This is a genomic window from Herbidospora yilanensis (assembly GCF_001570565.1).
Taxonomy (GTDB): Bacteria; Actinomycetota; Actinomycetes; order Streptosporangiales; family Streptosporangiaceae; genus Herbidospora; species Herbidospora yilanensis.
In genome coordinates this window covers 132,055-148,230 of the sequence record NZ_BBXE01000020.1, presented here as the reverse complement: position 1 = coordinate 148,230, position 16,176 = coordinate 132,055, and the positions used below count along the sequence as shown (strand labels likewise).

General features: G+C 72.2%; 9 protein-coding genes. 1 reads left to right on the top strand and 8 read right to left on the bottom strand.

What is annotated here, in order from left to right; genetic code table 11:
- Positions 1-79: 79 nt before the first annotated feature.
- The 6 genes from AW273_RS14635 to AW273_RS36235 form a co-directional block, all read right to left on the bottom strand.
- Complete coding sequence (locus AW273_RS14635) at positions 80-586, bottom strand: calcium-binding protein (RefSeq protein ID WP_062348853.1); 507 nt, start codon at positions 584-586, stop codon at positions 80-82.
- Between the two features lie 76 nt (positions 587-662).
- Complete coding sequence (locus AW273_RS14630; protein WP_157555813.1) at positions 663-1,529, bottom strand: GerMN domain-containing protein; 867 nt, start codon at positions 1,527-1,529, stop codon at positions 663-665.
- Positions 1,530-1,679: 150 nt separating this feature from the next.
- Positions 1,680-3,002, bottom strand: a complete 1,323-nt coding sequence (locus AW273_RS14625) for a CHAP domain-containing protein (protein WP_062348851.1) — start codon at positions 3,000-3,002, stop codon at positions 1,680-1,682.
- Positions 3,003-3,071: 69 nt separating this feature from the next.
- Positions 3,072-4,355, bottom strand: coding sequence for a polysialyltransferase family glycosyltransferase (locus AW273_RS14620; protein WP_083949771.1), 1,284 nt, complete (start codon positions 4,353-4,355; stop codon positions 3,072-3,074).
- Positions 4,352-5,290, bottom strand: coding sequence for a glycosyltransferase family 2 protein (locus AW273_RS14615; RefSeq protein WP_062348850.1), 939 nt, complete (start codon positions 5,288-5,290; stop codon positions 4,352-4,354). Before AW273_RS14615 ends, AW273_RS14620 begins: the two co-directional genes overlap by 4 nt.
- Positions 5,287-7,344: an N-acetylneuraminate synthase family protein gene (locus AW273_RS36235; protein ID WP_083949770.1), complete on the bottom strand. Its 2,058-nt coding sequence runs from the start codon at positions 7,342-7,344 to the stop codon at positions 5,287-5,289. The genes AW273_RS14615 and AW273_RS36235 overlap by 4 nt, the downstream gene beginning before the upstream one ends.
- 345 nt (positions 7,345-7,689) lie before the next feature.
- Between AW273_RS36235 and AW273_RS14600 the strand changes: the two genes are divergently transcribed.
- Positions 7,690-8,541 (top strand): alpha/beta hydrolase, encoded by an 852-nt coding sequence (locus AW273_RS14600; protein WP_062348849.1) that lies wholly within the window; start codon positions 7,690-7,692, stop codon positions 8,539-8,541.
- A 303-nt stretch (positions 8,542-8,844) separates the two neighbouring features.
- On the opposite strand, the gene AW273_RS14595 is transcribed toward AW273_RS14600, so the two are convergent.
- Both AW273_RS14595 and AW273_RS14590 read right to left on the bottom strand, forming a co-directional pair.
- Positions 8,845-10,320 (bottom strand): hypothetical protein, encoded by a 1,476-nt coding sequence (locus AW273_RS14595; protein WP_062348848.1) that lies wholly within the window; start codon positions 10,318-10,320, stop codon positions 8,845-8,847.
- A complete protein-coding gene (locus AW273_RS14590) occupies positions 10,317-16,118 on the bottom strand; it encodes a non-ribosomal peptide synthetase (RefSeq protein ID WP_062348847.1) in 5,802 nt (1,933 codons plus the stop codon). The genes AW273_RS14595 and AW273_RS14590 overlap by 4 nt, the downstream gene beginning before the upstream one ends.
- Positions 16,119-16,176: the final 58 nt, after the last annotated feature.

The following is a 16,176-nucleotide window of genomic DNA, read 5'->3' as shown; positions in this document are numbered from 1 at the left end:
GGCGTCGTCATGGCGGCGTATTGGAACAGCCGCCCCGCGCACGAGTGGCGCGGGGCGGCTTCGGAATTCGGTGGCCAGGTCAGGCGTCGGCCTCGCAGGCCGTCTCGGTCTCGGCGACGCACACGTCGAAACCGCCGACCCCGTTCGCGGTGTCGATTCCCCCGTTGCCCTTCAGAGTGTCGTCGCCGGAGCCCCCGTTGAGCCCGTCGCGGCCGGTGCCCCCGTTCAGGACGTCGCGCCCCGAGCCCCCGCGCACGTCCGACTGGAGCCCCGTTTTGTTGGTGAACGTGTCGTTGCCCCCGAGCAGCGAGACGTCCAGGAACTGGACGGGGCCGGAGCACTGGGCCTCCGTCCCCGACGTGGTACACCCTGCTCCCACGACGATGTCCGAGTCGGAGTCGACGGTCAGCGCCCCCTTGACGAAGCTGACGTTGACGGTGTCCCCGTCCCCGGTGCCGACGATGAAGAGCGTCTTCCCGGAGACGTGGACGGACGTGACCGCCGCCGCCTGCGCGGGACTCGTGACCATCACCAGGCCGGCCGCGACGAGCGCTAAGGCGGTGAGGACACGCTTTGCGAATGACATTTGGTTTTCCCCCGTCTGGTTGGGTTGACGGGGTCCAGGAAACCGCGGAAGCCGGTGGCCGTCTGCGGAGAAATACTCACGGCTCCAGGGATTCGGGGATCGAGTCGCCGTTGCCGCCGGGCCGCTGGGTCTTGCCCGCGGCGTCGTAGATCTTGACCCACTTCACCGTCGGGAACTGCTTCAGCGTCGCGTTCAGGTGGTCGGCGATGGTGAACGTCGCGCCGCCGCTCTTCACCTTCCCGGTCAGGTAGACCCGCGCGACCTTGTTCGTCACGGTCAGTTTGCTGTACCCGGTCGCGCCGGAGTTCACGAAGCGCAGCCCGGCCGCCTGCTCGGCCGCCGTCGGACCGGCGAAGAGGCGCTGGAGCGCGCCGTGGGCGGTGCTCGGCGGCACCACCGGCCGCGACACCGCCTTGAGCTTCGGCTCGCGCGGCAGGTCGAGGAAGTAGGCCTTCACCGGGACGGTGCGGTAGGCCACGGTGAAGTCGACGACGATCCGGCTCGGCTTGGTCAGCGTGTACATGCGGTAGGGCACCTTCCTGGCCAGCCCCACCCCGAACGACAGGGTCGCCTCCCAGTCGCCCGTGTTGACGACCTGGATGACGCCCGGCAGCGCGTACGTCCGCCGGGCCGCGCCGTAGGTCGAGCCGCCCGTGTCGTTGTGGCCCCGCGCGTCGAAGAACCGTAAGGCCAGCTTCGCGGCGCCGGGGACGGGCACGGTGTGCCCCGAGCCGTCGGCGATCAGTTTGGGCACGTACTCCGCGATCCGCGTGGGTGGCAGCCCGTTGCGGAACTCGAAGACGAGGCGGTCGACGCCGGGCTGGCGGTCGGCCCGGACCGCGACGAGCTGCGGCACGGCCTTCGCCGTCGCGGCGGCCGGGAGCAGGGCGGCGGGGGCGAGCAGGGCCGGGGCCAGCAGGGCTCCGACGAGCAGGGAGCGCATGGTGATCATTGTTCTCTCCGAGGGCTTGTCACGTTCCAGGACGAGCCGTCCCGGAGCCGGCGGGCTCCGGGCGCGGCTGACCTTTAAGACGCGGCGAACCACTCAGGAGTTCTCCGGCCGTATGGAGATGTCGCCTCCCGGCAATCTCCGTCAGAACGTCCCGGTGTAGGGGCCCGGGGTCGTCACCCCCGCGCCCGGCCCGAACGTGTGCCGGACGCCCGTCTTCGTCGTGACGACGTAACCGGTGGCCGTGACGGCGATGTCGGCCGCCTCCGCCGAGCCCTCCGGCAGGTCGCCCAGGTGCTCGGCGTCGCCGAAGGCGAAGACGTTCCCCGCCACGTCGACCATCAGATAGCCCCTGCCGGTCGCGGTGCCCGCCATGGCCACGATCGCGCGCTCGAACGTCGTCGCGTTGCCGTACCACTTCGCCGCGCCGAACGGGTGCACCTGCCCGGCCGAGGTCAGCAGCCAGTAGCCGCCCGCCGTCACCTCGATGTCGACGAACCGCCCGCTGTAGCCCTCGGGCGAGGCGGTGATCCACACGCCGGGCCCGTAGACCTGCCCGGTCGAGGTCGTCACCAGGTAGCCGTTGGGAGCCGCGTCGATCGCCACCAGCTCGCCCTCGGCGGTCGCGGGGCGCGCGACGGGGGGCGCCGCGTCACCGTACGGGAAGATCTGCCCCGACGAGGACAACAACCAGTAACCGGCGCCCGACGGCGTCACGGCGGCGTCGGTGATGCGCCCCGACACCGCGGGGGCCGCGCCGGGCAGGCCGCCGAACACCTGGCCGGTCGAGGTCACCGCCAGGTGGCCCGCGCCGAACGGCCGGGCGCCGCCGCCGTTGACCAGCTCCGGGTAGTCGGCCGGCCCGCCGCCGGTCGACAGGATGCCCATGTTCTTCTTCGCGTGCACGACACCCGCGACGCTGTAGGAGGCCCAGAACGAGTCGAGCCGCCCGCCGTGCCAGCGCATCGGGTTGCGCACCACCTGGGAGTTCTGCCCGACCGTCACGACGTTCCTGGTGCCGTCCTTGTTGACGGTGACCCGTTCGACCACGACCACGTGACCGGCCGCGCCGCTGCGGTTCATGACGATCATGTCGCCCGGCACGATCGTCTTGACCGAGCCGTTCGCCTGCCGCTCCATGCCGAGCGCCGCCGCCCGGGTGAAGATCTGGGAGGCGACGCCGACGCCGGGGAAGACGCCCGAGTGCCAGCCGCGCCGAAGGTAGAAGCGCTGCGGCAGCTCCACGCACTGCCACCAGTTGTAGGAGACGCCGCCGACGTGCTTCTGGCCGGCGCAGCTCGTCGCGGTGCTGGCGCCGCAGACGGGCACGCCGCCGCCGGCGAACCAGGACGTGCCCGCGAGTCTCAGCGGAGCGCCCGCCGCCGACGCCTCGGCCGGCACGGTGGGGGCGAGCACGCCGGCGGCGGCCATTCCGCCGGCGATGATCTGTTTGAGAGGGGTGGACATACGGCAAGGGTGCCGAAACCTCACGTCACAGAATGCCGGGAATACCCCTTTGGTATCACCTGGAACCGATCAGCCTTTGACGATCTGCTTCAGCCGGGCGAGCCCGGTCTTCGGGGGCGGCGGAGGCGGCGGCGCGGGCTTCTCGATGAGGCCGAGGGCCTCCAGGCGCTTCTTCTTGAAGTAACGCACCGGGCCGTTGGCCTTGATGTACGCCTCGGCCGCGGGCCGCAGCCCCGGATGGGCGGCGCTCTGCATGCAGTAGGCGACCGCGTCGACCAGCCGCGCCAGATCGGCGACCGCCGGGTCGGTCAGCGAGCCGTCGGCGTCGAGCCGGGGGACCGACGCGTCGACGATCGTGACGGGGACGCGGTTGCTGTTCTCGTATGGGGTCAGCCGCTCCAGCAGCAGGTCGGAGCCCACTGTGGCGACCGGGAGGCCGAAGAAGCGGCGAGCCGTCATCAGGGCCGTGGAGAAGCAGCTCACCACCAGGCGGGCGCGTCGGGTCGCGAACAGGACCTCCGCCGGGACCTCGTCGGGTGCGACCGTCAGGCTCGCGTTCAGGCCCGCCGCGATCTGGGCCAGCTCACGGCCCTGGCGGCGGCCCGCGGCCGGGTGGGGCTTGAAGACGATCGAGCGGTGGCCACGCGCGATGACACCGCGGACCATGTCGGCGTGGAGCTTGAACTCCTCGTCGGGGGTGAGGATGCCGAGCGACGAGAGGTACTGGCCCAGGACGATCGCCTCGCCCTCCGGCATCGGCCCCGACGCGGCCGCGACCCTGCCGACGACGTCGGTGAACGCCCCCGAGGGCAGCGCCCGCGCCGGCACGCCGTATTCGCGCAGCAGGAGGGGGGTCAGCCCGGGGACCAGGTCGAGGTGCAGGAGCCGGGTGATGCGCTGGGAGATCTCGCCCGGGAGCACGTCACGGGTCGGGCTGTGGGCCATCAGGCCGTCGGAGTAGATCGTCAGCATGGCGTCCTTGAACAGGCCCGGCAGGGCCCGTGCGGGCGGCACGATGACCGACTCAAGCACCATCTCCTCGATGTGCTCCAGGCCCATCGCCTTCTGGAGCAGGCGGCCGAGCATCGGGGCCTCGATCGACCGGGGCTTCCAGTCAGACGGGTGGAGCGGCGCGATGATCTCGTTCCAGGAGACGATCCGGTCGAAGCGGTCGCGCAGGGCGGTGAACCCGGGCGCCTCGTCGAGGCCGAGCGCGGCCTCGGGGATGTCGGCGTTGTTGGTGACGATCAGGACCCGCTCGGCGGAGCCCGGCGGGCCGAAGACCCCGGCGTCTATGGCCGCCGCCAGGGACATGGCGCCGAAGAACCGCGAGGCGTGGAAGACCTGCGTCACGAAACCTCCAGGAGCCGGGCGATGAACTCCCGGCGGTCGGGCTCGATGGCGTCGAAGCTCTCCCGGACCATCGCCTCGGGCAGGCGGCCGAGCCGGTCGGCGCCGCGCGCCTCGAACTTGGCCAGGATCTCGGGCGTGAACCGCTCGTTGTTGGCCAGGTGGTTGTCGAGCAGGGCCAGGAACGTGCGGACCGCCTTCGGCAGGAACCGCTCCTCGACCTCTTCGAAGACCAGATCGAAGGCGTCGAAGAAGTGGAGCTGCCGCTCGTCGCCGATCTGGGTGAGTGACTGCGGCACGCCCCGGCGGTAGAACACGCCCGCCAGAGACACGGCCGCGAACGAACGGGCCCGCTGGTGCAGCCGCCAGATCCACGGCCGGTCTTCGGCCGTGTGGAGGCCTCCTGGGAAGGTGAGCAGGTCGCCCAGCGACTCGCGCCGGTAGACCCCGGCCCACGCGTAGGGATAGTCGACCATCGTCTTCGCATTGGGCGGCATGATCGAGTCCCGCGGGTCGAGGACCACCCCGCGCCGGGCGACCGGCGCGCGGTTGGTCTCCCTCTTCAAGCCGTTCACCTGCACGTGGTCGACCCGCACGAAGTCGCAGCCCAGACCTTCGATCGCGGTGACCAGGTCGGCCAGGTAGCCCCGGCCGATCCAGTCGTCGCCGTCGAGGAAGGTGATGTAGCGGCCGGAGGCCAGCTTCAGCCCGGTGTTGCGGGCGTCGGCCAGCCCGACCGGCACCTGGTTGCGGATCAGGTGCAGGCCGGGGAGTTCCGCGCGGAACTCGTCGGTGATCGCGCCCGTGTCGTCGGCCGAGCCGTCGTCGACGACGATGTACTCGAAGTCGGCGCGCCGGTTGCGGACCAGCGAGGTGAGCGCGTCGGCGATGAACGGCGCGCCGTCGCGGACCGGGACGATCACCGAAAGGCTGATCACACGGTCACCCTGCGCAGGCGGGCCCGGGGGGCCTCCTCGCCGGGGAAGACGCGCTTGACGCCGTCGCCCAGGGCCTTCTCGATGATGCGGATGTCGCGGACGAGGTGCTCCAGGCCGCTCGGCTCCAGCGAGGCGGCGTGGTCGGAGCCCCACATCGTGCGGTCGAGGGTGATGTGGCGCTCGACCGTGACGGCGCCGAGGGTGACCGCCGCCAGGGAGATCTGCAGGCCGCGCTCGTGGCCCGAGTAGCCGACCGGGACGCCATAGCGCTCGCGGAGGGTCTGGATCGTGCGCAGGTTGGCCTCCTCGGGAGGCAGGGGGTAGGTCGAGGTGGCGTGCATCATGACCAGGTTCTGCGTGCCCAGGATATCGACGGCGGCGTCGATCTCCTCCAGGGTCGACATGCCGGTCGAGAGCAGGATCGGCTTGCGGGTCTCGGCCAGCGCGCGCAGCAGCTCGTGGTCGGTGATCGACGCCGAGGCGACCTTGTGGGTCAGCACGTTCATGTTCTCGAGGAACTCGACCGACGGGACGTCCCACGGCGAGGCGAACCAGTCGATGCCCTTCTGGGCGCAGTAGAGCGCGATCTGCTGGTATTCGTCCTTGCCGAACTCCGTGCGGATCTTGTACTCCATGTAGGTCATCTCGCCCCACGGAGTCTGCCGGATCTGCGAACGCTGCTCCATCGGCACGCAGATCTCCGGCGTGCGCTTCTGGAACTTGACCGCGTCGCATCCGGCCTCGACGGCCACGTCGATGAGCTTCTTGGCGATCTCGACGTCGCCGTTGTGGTTGATGCCGATCTCGCCGATGACGTAGACCGGGTGGCCGGCGCCCAGCAGCTTCTCGCCGATGGCGACGGCCTTCGGCTCGACCGTGACGGTGCGCGGCCGGAGGGCGGGGGCGGGCGTCGCGGCCGGGGTCGCGGGCCGGGCGGCGAGCACCCGGTCGGCCAGCTCGCGGACGGCGCCGGCGCCGCCGCCGTGGGTCAGCACGACCCGGGCGGCCTTGCGGACCTCGGCGTGGGCCTCGGGGACGGTGACCGGCCAGCCGACCAGCGCCATGCAGCCGAGGTCGTTGACGTCGTTGCCGACGTAGGCGACGCGCTCGGGGTCGAGGCCCTCGATGGCCAGCCAGTCGGCCAGCGTGTTCTGCTTGGCCGACAGGCCCTGCAGCACGGGCACGCCGAGCTTGCGGGCGCGGGCGGCCACGACGGGGTTCTGCTCGGTCGACAGGACCAGCACCTTGACCCCGGCGCGCAGCAGCAGCGAGACGCCCATGCCGTCGGCGCGGGAGACCGCGACCATCTCGCGGCCCTCGGAGTCGACGAACGCGCGGTCGTCGGTGTGGACGCCGTCGAAGTCGGTGACCACGGCGTCGACGTCGATCGGCAGCGGCGCGTCGACCACGTGGGCCAGCGCGCGCACGATCTCGAGGTCTTCGGGGTTGTCGATCTCGTGGGCGGTCACGCTCCTGACCGGCTGCACGGCGACGGTGCCGAAGAAGCGGTGCCCGGCCTCCAGGAAGCCCTGGGCGCGCATGGCGTAGAAGGCGCCGGTCTCGCGGAAGTGGGGCTCCCGGTCCTGGCGGCGCGGGCGGGTCGCGGGGTCGTGGTTGACGCCCTCTCCGCCCTCCGTCCAGATGAACTCGTAGGTCTCCAGACCGGAGAACACGACGTCGGCCTCGCCGGACAGCACCTTGGCGACGGCGGCGTCGACGTCGGCCGGGTCGATGAACGCGCTGGTGCACTGGACGAGCAGCACGACCTCGGGGGTCTCGCCGAGCGACGCCAGGGCGTGCAGGACGGCCGACTCGCTCGACGCGGTCGAGCCCGCGATGTCGGCCGGGCGGTCGACGACCTGGGCGCCGGCGGCCTCGGCGGCGGCGGCGATCCCCTGGTGGTCGGTGCTCACGACCACGGTGTCGACGGACTCGGCGCGGACGAGCGCGCTGACGGCCCGGGAGACCAGGGGGATTCCTCCGACCCGCTCCAGGTTCTTCAGCGGAACTCCCACCGAACCACCGCGGGCGGGGACAACGGCCAGGACTCGCACGGGTCAACTCCTCAAAGGGCGGTAACCCCCCAGGGATGGGGGTCCCAGGAAACCTAGTCACGAGTGTGACCTGAATGGGGGTGCTGAGCTTAACGGTTATGAACGCGCATGTTAACTTTCCGTGCCGTTAGCATCACTTTGATCTCTGTGACCGCTCTGACCAGCCGCTATTTCCCGGCGTTTCAGGGGGTATCGGGGCCGTTTACCCATAAATCTGGACCCCTACCCAAATGATCAAAATTTAGATAGAAGTCACATATGAGACGTATTTTGCTGGCGGTGAGTTTACCTCTGGTTCTCCTTGCCGCCGGATGCTCCGACGCCACTCAGGAAAGGCAGACCCCGTTGACGACCGCCCTCACCCCCCGAGTCACCGAGACCGTCGCCGTGGACGACCGCCAGGACGCCCTGACGATCGCCTCGGCCGCCCTCGGCCGCGAGGCGCAGGTGCGGGTGCTCAAACCGGCGGGCTGGACGAAGGGCTCGACCGGCTGGCCGGTCCTCTACCTGCTGCACGGCTGCTGCGAGCCGACCCCCGACACGTGGCTGACCAAGGGCGACGCGGCGAGGGTGACGGAGCACCTGAAGGCGGTCGTGGTCGTCCCCGAGGGCGGCTCCGGCGGCTGGTACGCCGACTGGCTCGACGGCCCCGCCTGGGAGACCTTCCACATGAAGGAGGTCCGCGCCCTCGTCGAGGTCCTCTATGGCGTGGGGGAGCGCCGCGCCGTCGCGGGCCTGTCGATGGGCGGCCACGGCGCGATCGGCTACGCCGCGCGCAACCCGGGGGTCTTCGAGGCGGTGGCGTCGTTCTCGGGCGTGCTCGACATCCGCATGGACGTGCCCGGCTTCTCCTCCTTCCTCAGGGACAACGGCGCCGACCCCGACAAGTTGTGGGGCCCCCTCCCCGCGCGCGAGGACAACTGGCGCGCCCACAACCCCGCCGACCTCGCATCCCAGTTGACGGGCCTGCGCCTCTACGTCTCATCGGGCAACGGCGAACCGGGCGAACTCGACGAGGGCGGCGGCACCGACTTCGGTGAACAGTCCATCCTCCGCCAGAACCAGCGTTTCCTCCGCGCCGCCAGACTCGCCGGCCTGACGGTCGAAACCGACCTCTACGGCGACGGCAAACACGACTGGCCCTACTGGACCCGCGCCCTCGAACGTGCCCTCCCCACCCTGCTGCCGGACGCCTGATCCCGCCGCCGGGGGTCACGATCCCTTTCCGTTACGGCTCCGCCCGGCCGGCCACCCGACGACGTGTGGCCACCCGACGTGCCCGCGCGCGCCGGTGCGGGGGCGCTTACCCGCACGGGATGAGGAGACGTGCCCGCGCATGCGGGCAGGGCCGGCCCGCGGGGATGCCGAGCCCTGCCCGCGGCTTTCCGAACCGTCTTGGCCACGCGGGTGCCGCGTCTTTCTGACGCGAGGACGCCGGTGGTTTCCGAACCGTCTTGGCCACGCGGGCGCCGTGCATTCGTTTCGGGAATCGTCGCGCTCTCAGCGGCCGGATCCCTCGGCTCCCGACACGACATAGTGGCGAGGGGTGATCGCCGCCATTCGGCTGGGGAGCAGGCGGAGGCATTCGGTGTGCAATTCCGCCGGCGTCAGCGGTGTTTCGACGCGGCAGATCAGATCCTCTCCGACCGAGGCCGGAATGCCGCAGGCGTCGGTCACGAGCCTGGTCACTTCCGGCAATGAGACCCATTGGCCGTCGGCGAACACCCAGGAATCGTCCCGTCCAATCGGTTGAATTCCTGAAATTTCGGAAATGTCGCAGACATTTCCGTCCCCGGCCGCGATCAATGTTTTCGCGATTCCCTCGCCCAGCAGAAGCGTGTCCTCCCGGGGCAGCACGCGCGGGTCGGCCCACAGGGTCAGATCGAGTTCGCCGTGCAGCCGGTGCACCCACAACGCCGTCCGGCACGGCAGGGTCGCCTCCGGCAGCCAGACCGCGCGGACCTCGTCGCCGGTCGTCGCGGGCCGCCCGGTGCGGCCGGCGCCGCTCATGTCGTTGAACACCAGGTCGCGGGCGAAGAACACGCCGCGGTCCCGCTGCACCCGTTCCATGATCTTGATCAGCGCGTCCGCGTCGAAACGGCTGTTCTGGTACGCCCCCAGCGCCGCCCCCCGCACCCCCGCGAGCACCTCCTCGAAGGAGGCCGACACGGGCACCGGGACCAGGGCGTCCTGGGCCAGCGGCCCGACATACGAGCGCAGGTCGGGCCGGAACCGGTTGGCCGAGATCGACAACACGGCCGTGAGTGGCAGCCCGCCCCGTAACCCGGCCAGCGCCGCGTAGGCGGCGAGCACGGCGGCCGAGCCGCTGACGCCCGTCCGGGCGGAGATGCGGGCCAGCGCGCGGGCCGCCCCGGCCGACCGCACCCGCAGGCGCGGCAGCCGCCACTCGTGCCCGGTGTCGTCGACCGAGACGGTCAGCGTCGAGCGCGGCACCCGCGACAACGCGCCGTCCCAGTAGCGCAGCGCCGCCTCCGCCCGCTTGCGGCCGGCCGGCGAGGTCTCGGCCAGGGCGACGTCCACGGGCTGCGGCGCGGTGACGGGGTCGAGCGGCTTGCCGACGACGATGTCGTCCCAGTCGGCCAGCAGCACGGCGAGCCCGGCCGCGTCGGCGGCGCTGTGGGTGGTCACCAGCGTCACCTGGCCGCCGGACACGCCCACGCGCAGCGGCAACTCGTTCTCCAGGTCGAACCGCGCCGTGTGGTCGGCCTCCGCGCCGACCGCGATCACGCCGGAGCCGTGCACCCGCTGCACGTCGCCGTGGAAGGTGGTGCGCAGCGACTCGTGCCGGCCGACGAGCCGGCGCACCGCGTCCTCCACCGAGGCCCCGGGTGGCAGGTCGCGCACCACCCGGTAGTTCATGTGCTCCGGCGGGTCGGTGCGCACGCAGCGCACCATGTTGGCCTGGCCCATCGTGAGCGGGCCCTCGCGGGCGGGCAACCCGGAGAACGCCGTCACTTCGGCGTCCCGTGGACGAGCGCGGCGGCCTCCTCGTCGGAGAGCTCGTCGAGCTCGGCGACGATCATCTCCTCCAGCACCGCGGCCAGCTTCTCCACGGTGGGGCAGTCGAAGATGACCCTGATCGGCACCTCGATCCCGGTGATGGCCTTGATCCGGGCCAGCGCGCGGGCGGCCAGCAGCGAGTGGCCGCCGATGGCGAAGAAGTCGTCCAGCGCGCCGACCCCGGTGAGGCCGAGGACCGAGTCGTACACCTCGGCGACGAGGGCCTCGGCGTCGCCGCGCGGTTCGACGTGCCCGAGCGAGGCGCCGGCGTCGGGCGCGGGCAGCGCCCGTTTGTCGACCTTCCCGTGGGGGGTCAGCGGCAGCGCGTCCAGCCACATCCACACCGACGGGACCATGTACGCCGGCAGCGCGTCCCCCGCCCATTCGGCGAGGTCGGTCCGGGTCCCGGTGACGTAGGCGACCAGCCGGTCGGCGTCGGCGACCACCACGGCCCCGGTGACCGCCGGATGCGCGGTGAGCCGCAGCTCCACCTCGGCCGGTTCGATCCGGTGCCCGCGCACCTTGACCTGGTCGTCGACCCGCCCGAGGAACTCCAGCCGCCCGTCGGCCAGGAAGCGGGCCCGGTCGCCGGTCAGGTAGAGCCGTCCCTGCAGGGTGGGCCGGAAGCGCTCGGCGGTGAGCGCGGGCCGGTTGAGGTAGCCGTCGGCCAGACCGGGTCCGCCCAGGCAGAGCTCGCCGGGCATGCCCGGCGGCACCGGACGCCCGTGGGCGTCCAGCACCAGCGCGACCACGCCCCCGACGGGCCGCCCGATCGACGGGCGCTCCTCCTCGCCGGTCACGTCGCCCGCGGTCGCGATGATCGTGGCCTCGGTCGGCCCGTAGGTGTTCACCAGGCGCACCGAGTCGCCGAACCGCTCCCGCCACCGGGCCACGGCCGCCCCGCTCAGCTCCTCGCCGCCGAGGATGACCAGCCGCAACCCCGGAGGCAGCTCGACGTCGAGGGTGACCAGCTCGTGGAAGTACGCCGTCGGCAGGTCGAGCACCGTCACGTCGCGCCCGCGCGGCGAGGCCAGGAACGCCGGCAGCGTCAGCGGCCCGCCGGGCAGCAGTTCGAGGGTGGCCCCGGCCGCCAGCGCCGGATAGATCTCCTCGGCGTGGGTGTCGAAGGAGTAGGCCGCGAACTGCACCACGTGGTCGGCGGGCGTGAGCCCGTACGCCTCCCGCATCCACGCCACGCGTGTGGCCAGCGCCCGGTGCCCGACCACGACGCCCTTGGGCGTCCCGGTGGAGCCCGAGGTGAACAGCACGTAGGCGGCGTCCTCGTGACTCCCCCCGGCGGCCTCCGCGCGCAGGAACGCCTTGCGCGCCTCGGGCAGCGCCGGGTCGACCGGCAGGTAGGCGGCGCCCGACGCCCAGGCCGCCAGGAGCGCCCCGATGCCCTCGGGGGTCCGGTCGAGCCCGACCTCCCGGATGGTGCGCCCGTTCTCGTGGACGGCGATCGGCAGCTCCCCGTAGGCGACGGTACGCCCGTCGGTCCGGATGGCCACCGCGCCGGGCCGTTCGGCGATCTGCCGGGCGATCATCGCGGGGACGCGTTCGGGGTCGGTGAGGGCGGGGCCGTGCCCGGCCTCGTGGAGGAAGGCGTGGTCGGCGCGGGTCAGCAGCGGCAGCTCCGACAGGCGCCGGGCGGGGTCGGCGGCGACGCCGAGCAGCAGCGTCCTCAGCCGGGCGGCCAGGCCCTCGGCCGTGGCGGCGTCGTAGAGGAGGGTGTCGTATTCGAGCTGGACGTGCAGGCCCTCGGCGTCCTGCCAGGCCTCCAGCAGCAGGTCGAACTTGGCCTGGGCGTGCCCGCCGGGCAGGTCGGTCACGGTCAGGCCGGTGAACGGGCGCGGCACCCGGCCGGTCTCGTGGGTGTGCAGGATCGCCATCGTCTGGAAGACCGGCGTCCGGGTCAGGTCGCGCTCCAGCCGGAGCTCCGTGACCAGCTTCTCGAACGGCACGCCGCGGTGCTGGAAGGCGTCCAGGACGGTGGTGCGGGTCGCCCGCAGCAGGTCGGTGAACAGCGGGTCGCCCGACAGGTCGCCGCGCAGCACCAGGATGTCGGTCAGGTAGCCGATCACCGATTCGAGCGCGACCGTGTCGCGCCCGGCGTTGGAGGTGCCGACGAGGATGTCGGTCCGCCCGGTGTGCCGTGCCAGCGTGGTCTGGTAGGCGGCCAGCAGCGCCATGAACAGCGTCACCCGGTTGTCGCGGGCCAGCGCGACCAGCCGCTCGGTCTCGGCGAGGCCGACGCGGAAGGTGACCGTGGCGCTCGGCCCGGCGTTGCCGGTGCGGGGCCGGTCGGGGTGCAGGTCGAGCGGGGTCGGCGCGGCGAGCTGCCGCCGCCAGTAGTCGACCGCCGGACCGGCGTCGCGGGCGCGCTGCCAGACCGCGACGTCGCCGAACTGGAGCGGCACCGGCGGCAGTTCGACGCCGGAGTAGGCGTCGGCGAGCTCGTCGAGCAGGATGTTCAGCGACACCCCGTCGCCGGTGACGTGGTGGGCGACGATGCAGAGCACGTGCCCGCCGGGCACCTCGACCACGGTGACCCTGATCGCCGGTCCGGCAGTGAGGTCGAACGGGGTGTTGACCCGGTCGGCGACCGGTCGCGCGGCGTCGTCCGCGGCGATCCACTCGATGACCGGCGTGGTGTCCAGGATCTCGACGACCGGCTCGCCGTCGACGGCCGGGAAGCTCGTGCGGAGGATCTCGTGCCGCCGGGCGACCGTGGTCACGGCGTCCTGGAGCCGGGCGCGGTCGAGGTCGCCGGCCAGGTGCCGGACCATCCACATGTTGAACCCGGCGTCGGTGTCGGGGTGGAGCCGGTTGAGGAACCAGAGCCGCTCCTGCCCGGCCGACAGCGGCGGCACCGTCCCGGCCGGGCGCGGCCGGGGCACGTGGTCGACCGGCGGGCGGGCCGCGTCGATCTGGGCGGCCAGCCCGGCGACCGTCGGGTGCAGGAACACCGTGCTCACCGGGAGCCTGACCGGCAGGCGCGCGATCACCCGGGTGGCCAGCAGCGAGTGCCCGCCCAGGGCGAAGAAGTCGTCCTCGCCGCCCGGCATCGTGGTCTTCAGCACGTCGGCGAACACCTTGGCGACCAGCCGCTCGGTCCGCGTCTTCAGCATGCGCGCCGGCGCGGGGGCCGCCTCGGCCCTCGGCAGCGCCTTCCGGTCGACCTTCCCGTTGGGGGTCAGCGGCAGCGTGTCCAGCACGACGACCCGGCTCGGCACCATGTAGGCGGGCAGCACCTGCCGCGTCTCGCCGGGGACGGCGGCGGCGTCGCCGGTGACGAACGCGACGATCGTGTCGTCCTGAACGGCGCACACCGCCTGGCCCACCCCGTCGATCGACTCCAGCACGGTCTCGATCTCGCCGAGCTCGATCCGGTGCCCCCGGAGCTTGACCTGGTTGTCGGTCCGCCCGAGGAACTCCAGGGTTCCGTCGCCGAGCATCCTGACCAGGTCGCCGGTCCGGTAGAACCCGTCGGCGGTGAACCGCTCGGCGGTCAGCTCCGGCCGGTCGTGGTAGCCCCGGGCCACCCCGAGCCCGCCGATGCGCAGCTCACCGGGCACCCCGATGGGGGCCAGGTCGCCGTTCGGGGCGACGACGCGGACGACCGTGCCCGGTGTCGGCCGGCCGATGCCGATCGCCTCGGCGTCGCGCGGGACGTCCCAGGTGGTCGAGTAGACGGTGGTCTCGGTCGGCCCGTAGCCGTTGATCAGGCGGCGGGTGCGGGCGGTCAGCTCCCTGGCCAGCTTGGGCGGCAGGGGCTCCCCGGCGGTGATCGCGGTGACCGGCGGCCAGTCGGCGGTGAGCAGCACCCGCCAGCCCGACGGCGTCGCCTGCACGTGGGTGACCCCGTGGTCGCGGATCAGGCCGGCGACGGCCTGGGCGTCGCGGGCGTCGTCGGCGAACACCACCCGCCCGCCCGTGATCAGCGGCAGGAACAGCTCGACGGCCGAGATGTCGAACGCGGTGCTGGTGAGCGCCAGCCACACGTCGGCGGGCGTCGACCCGACGATGTCCCGCATGCCGAGCAGCAGGTTCGCCAGCGCGGGGTGCGGGACGACGACGCCCTTCGGCCGTCCTGTTGACCCGGAGGTGTAGAGAATGTAAGCGGGCGCGTCAGAGGAGGTCGGAGTGAAATCGGCCGCCGGGACGACGAGGTCCTCGTCGCGCAGCACGACCTCCGCGCCTGAATCTTTCAGAATGTATTCAACGCGCGCCTGGGGATAGGCCGGGTCGACCGGCAGATAGGCCGCCCCCGCGAAGTGGGCCGCGAGCATCGCGACGATCGTCCGCACGCCCCGCGAGGTCCTGATCGCGACCAGCCGCGACGGCGGCAGCGAGGCGGCGACGGAGGTCGCCCAGCGGAGCAGTTCGCCGTAGGTGACGTCGTCGACGGCGAGCGCGCCGGGGGTGCGCCGGGCCTGCTCGACGAACAGCGAGGTCCAGGTGGCGACGTCGTGGCCGGGGGCGCCCCGGCCCCGGTCGGTCAGCCAGGCCCGCTCGTCGTCGGGCAGCAGGTTCACGGTGTCGAGCGGCCGGTCGGGGTCGTCGAGGAGGGCGGTCAGCAGGGTGGCGAACCGGGCGCCCATCCGCCGGGCCGTGGCCTCGGTGAACAACTCGGTGGAGTAGATCAGCGAGCCCGTCGTGGTGCCGTCGGAGTTGGGCCACAGGTCGAGCGAGAGGTCGCAGCGGGCGCCGGTCCAGCCGCTCGGGAACGACTCGGCGTCGAGGCCGGGGAGCGGGCTCGGCACCGTGTCGGCGGTGTAGCTGTGCAGGGCGAACATGGTCTGGTAGACCGGCGTGCGGCTCAGGTCGCGGGGCAGGCCGAGCTCGGCGATGACGCGCTCCAGCGGCACGTCGGCGTGGGACATGGCCTCGATCAGCGTCCGCCGGGTCGCCTTGACGGCCTCGGCGAACGTGCCGGCCGGGGCTAATCGGAGCGGGAGCATGCTGGTCAGGTGGCCGATGACCTGTTCGAGGCCGACGTCGTTGCGGCGCGAGACCGGGGTGCCGACGCAGAAGTCGTCCTGGCCCGAGTGCCGCGCCAGGAACACCGCGAACGCGGTCAGGTAGAGCATGAACGGCGTGGCCCGCATGGCCCGCGCCGTCTCGGCGGCCCGCGCGGCGGTCGCCGCGTCGATCTCCACGATCACCTCGGCGCCCGCGCCGCCGCGCCGCGCCGGGCGCGGCAGGTCGGTCGGCAGGTCGAGCACCGGCACCCCCTGGAGCCGCTCCACCCACCAGCTCGTGTGGACCTCTTCGGGGGCGTGGACCTGCGGTTTCAGCGGTGGGAGCGCTCCAGTTCCGCCGTACGCGTCGGCCAGTTCGCGGGCCAGCACCGCCACCGACAGGCCGTCGGCGATGATGTGGTGCAGCGCGATGGCCAGCACGTGGTCGTCGGGGGCGAGCTCGATCAGCACGACCCTGATCGGGGGTTGCGACAGGTCCATCGGCGTGTTGGCCAGCTCACGGACCAGCTCCCGCGCCTCTTCCGCGTCGGCCGCCCTGACCTGGGCGATCGGCACGGGGCCCGGGGGCAGCACCTCGGCCGCCGCGGTGGGGAAGCGGGTGCGCAGGTTCTCCTGCCGGGTGGCCGCGGTCTCGAACGCCAGGGCCAGCCTCGGGACGTCGAGGGGGCCGCGCAACCGGTAGGCGTGGCAGGTCGTGTACGACGGGTCTGCGGGGTCGAGCTGGTGCAGGAACCACAGGCGTTCCTGGGCCGGGGAGAGGGCGCGAGCCAAGGGGGAAACCGCCAAACTAAAACTGGAAAGTTTGCTTACAGTTAGCGAGATCGCCGTC